The 3,844-nt window shown below is 41.8% G+C and carries 2 protein-coding genes; one reads left to right on the forward strand and one right to left on the reverse strand.

Annotation, left to right across the window (positions count from 1 at the left end; genetic code table 11):
- Nucleotides 1-191: 191 nt before the first annotated feature.
- Nucleotides 192-2,243 carry an oligopeptidase A gene (gene prlC / locus ACTRWE_RS18860; RefSeq protein WP_462880502.1) on the reverse strand — a complete coding sequence of 684 codons (2,052 nt, stop codon included), beginning with the start codon at nt 2,241-2,243 and terminating at the stop codon, nt 192-194.
- Nucleotides 2,244-2,495: 252 nt separating this feature from the next.
- On the opposite strand from prlC, the gene gorA reads away from it, so the two are divergent.
- On the forward strand, nt 2,496-3,844 hold a 1,349-nt coding region (gene gorA, locus ACTRWE_RS18865; RefSeq protein ID WP_462880503.1), incomplete at its 3' end, for a glutathione-disulfide reductase.

The following is a 3,844-nucleotide window of genomic DNA, read 5'->3' on the forward strand; positions in this document are numbered from 1 at the left end:
TCATCAATTGCCAGTATTAACTTTGCCATGCGTTAGTCCCTTTTAGTACTTTGTTCAAAGCATAGTACGCTATGTTGAAACTACTAAAATTTATTCAAAATATTCTTTAACAATACTGTGTTTTAGGCAATAAAAAAGCGCCACTGGGGCGCTTTTTTAATTATATTTTAATCCGCAAAGGTCAACAGACCCTAAGCGGCAATGCCACTGTGGCGTAGTAGTGCGTCTACACTTGGCTCACGACCACGGAAGTTTTTAAACAGTGCCATTGGCTCTTCACTGCCGCCTTTTTCAAGAATGTGCTGCATAAACGCTTGGCCTGTTTGTGGATTAAAAATCCCCTCTTCTTCAAATTTAGAATAGGCGTCTGCCGAAAGTACTTCAGCCCATTTGTACGAGTAATAACCTGCGCTATAACCGCCCGCAAAAATATGACTAAAGCCATGCTGAAAACGATTAAACGCTGGCGGCTTAATGACTGAGGTACGACTGCGTACATCATCAAGCACAGCTTGAATGTTACATGGTTTGTCTGCCACGTAATCGTGGTGGATTTTAAAATCAAATAACGAGAACTCAAGTTGTCTTAACATTTGCATACCTGAGTTATAATTTTTAGCCGCAAGTAGTTTATCAAGCAACTCTTTAGGTAGTGGCTCACCGGTTTCGAAGTGACCTGAGATAAAGCTAAGCGCTTCTTCCTCGTAACACCAGTTTTCTAAAAACTGACTTGGCAACTCAACGGCATCCCATGCCACACCATTAATACCGGCAACGGGGGCTGCATCTACTTGGGTAAGCATATGATGAATGCCGTGACCAAACTCATGAAACAGTGTGGTTACTTCATTATGGGTAAACAAAGCAGGCTTATCGCCAATCGCTTTATTAAAATTACACACCAGGTAAGCAACTGGTGTTTGAAGTTCACCATTAGCGCGCACTTTACGACCCATACAGTCATCCATCCACGCACCACCACGCTTGTGATCGCGCGCATACAAATCTAAGTAAAAACGACCACGTAAAGTGTTATTGCTATCGTAAATTTCAAAAAAACGTACATCTTTATGGTAGCTATCAAAATCAGCGACTTCTTTTACAGTAATACCAAATAGGCGATTAACCGTTTCAAATAAGCCACTCAGTACTTTATTTGCTGGGAAGTACGGGCGAAGGACTTCATCTGAAATCGCGTACTTTTCTTGCTTTAGTTTTTCACTGTAATAACCAAAATCCCACGCCTGCAGTTCACTAATACCATGCTTTTGCTCTGCATATAGTTGCAGCTCTTTAAGTTCTTGCTCTGCTTGTGGTTTAGACTTAGCAGCTAAGTCTTCTAAAAATGAGAATACCTGCGCGGGTGATTCTGCCATTTTTGTAGCCAACGACTTTTCAGCGTAGTTATTAAAACCTAATAATTGTGCTAATTCATGACGCAGTGCAAGTTCTTCGCTCATTATGGCTGAGTTATCAAACTCTCCCGCATTAGGACCTTGATCGGATGCACGGGTAGAAAACGCGGTGTATGTTTCTTTGCGAAGTTCACGATTATCTGCATAGGTCATAATCGGCAAATATGAAGGGAAATCTAGGGTAAATACCCAGCCGTCTAAGTCTTTACTTTTTGCCGTATCGGCCGCTAATGCAAGCGCTGATTCTGGTAAACCAGCCAATTGGCTTTCATCGGTAATATGCTTATGCCATGCAAGCGTGGCATCCATCACATTATTACCAAATTTTGAGGCAAGCTCTGATAAACGCGCACTAATTTCACCGTAGCGTTTTTGTTGCTCAGGATTTAACGCAATACCTGAAAGCTTAAAGTCACGTAATGCGTTAGTAATGGTTTTTTGCTGGGCAGTAGTGAGTGTTTTAAATTCGTCACTGTTATAAAGTGCGTTGTAAGCCTCATACAAACCTTGGTGCTGACCAACAAAAGTAGAGTATTCAGAAATAAGCGGTAAACATTGCTCGTAGGCTTCGCGAAGTTCATCATTGTTCATTACTGAGTTCAAATGCGATACCGGTGAAAACAATCGCGATAGTTTATCGTCAGCTTCTTCAAGGGGTAATACTAAATCTTCCCATGTGTATGATTGCTTTGCTAATACATCATCAATTGCACTGCGACAGTGCTCAATACCTTTTTTTAGTGCCGGGACAACATGCTCTGGCTTTATTTTTGAAAAAGGCGGTAAACCTTCAAGCCCGATTAGGGGATTAGTATGTGCATTGGTCATAGTGATTCTCGGTTTATGCAAAATATAAAAATTTAAGTTGGGGCAAAATACGTAAATACAAGGGCAAACCTGCTTTACTAGTTAACGAGTGTGTATCTGTAAATGATCACCTAGCAGCTTGATCTGAAATAGCATATCTTTCGTTTGATGAAGGATGTTTGATAGATTTTAGCAGCCCCGAACAAGTGACTTGCTCATCGCATATGCTATCATCGGCACAGAAAAGTTAAATTAATATTTAGAGGATTAAACATGGCTCAGCATTTTGATTACATTGCAATTGGTGGCGGTAGTGGTGGTATTGCATCAGCTAACCGTGCAGCAATGCGTGGCGCAAAAGTAGCATTAATTGAAGCTAAACACATGGGTGGCACCTGCGTAAATGTAGGGTGTGTTCCTAAAAAAGTAATGTGGCATGGCGCTCAAGTTGCTGAAGCAATTAATCTTTATGCTCCTGATTACGGTTTTGATGTTGAAGTTAAAGGCTTTGACTGGTCAAAGCTAGTAGAAAGCCGTGAAGCCTATATTGGCCGCATTCACAAAGGCTATGATAATGGTTTAGCTAAAAATGGCGTAACTGTGATCAAAGGCTTTGCAAAGTTTGTGAATAGTAAAACCGTTGAAGTAAATGGTGAGCATTACACTGCTGATCACATTTTAGTTGCCGTAGGCGGACGCCCTACTATTCCTAATATTCCAGGTGCTGAACACGGTATTGATTCAAACGGCTTTTTTGAGCTGAACGAACAACCTAAGCGTGTTGCTGTTGTTGGTGCAGGTTACATTGCCGTAGAAATTGCAGGTGTGCTGCACAGCCTAGGGACACAAACCCATTTATTTGTTCGTAAGAGCAAGCCGCTGCGCACCTTTGACCCATATATTATCGACACACTGGTTGATATTATGGCAAAAGAAGGCCCTACTCTGCACACTGAGTGTTCGCCAAAAGAGGTGGTAAAAGAGGCTGATGGTAGCTTAACTATTCATTTTGAAAACGGTTACAGCGAAAATGTTGATCAGGTTATTTGGGCGATTGGTCGTACACCTACAACCGATAAAATTAACCTTGCTGCAGCAGGCGTTGAAGTAAACGAAAGCGGCTATGTAAAAGTAGATGAATACCAAAATACCACGGCTAAAAATGTATACGCTGTGGGTGATATTATCGAAGGCGGCATTGAGCTTACACCAGTTGCTGTAAAAGCGGGTCGTACTCTATCGGAGCGCTTATTTAATAAAGCGCTGCCGGATGATTTGAAAATGGACTACAGCCTAGTACCAACCGTGGTATTTAGCCATCCACCTATCGGCACCATTGGCTTAACTGAGCAAGAAGCAATTTCTCAGTACGGTGAAGAAAATGTAAAAGTATATAAATCAAGTTTTGCGGCTATGTACACCGCAGTTACTCAGCACCGCCAAGCCTGTAATATGATGTTAGTGTGTGCAGGCGATGATGAAAAAGTTGTGGGCTTACACGGGATTGGTTTTACCGTTGATGAAATGATTCAGGGTTTTGCAGTCGCCATGAAAATGGGCGCGACTAAAGCCGATTTTGATGCGGTTGTAGCATTACACCCAACAGGGTCGGAAGAATTTGT

The sequence above is a fragment of the Pseudoalteromonas sp. G5_S1_54_S4 genome, assembly GCF_054968565.1.

Coding starts and splice junctions, on each gene's coding strand:
- prlC (WP_462880502.1), bottom strand. CDS start 2,243: ATGACCAATGCACATACTAATCCCCTAATCGGGCTTGAAGGTTTACCG.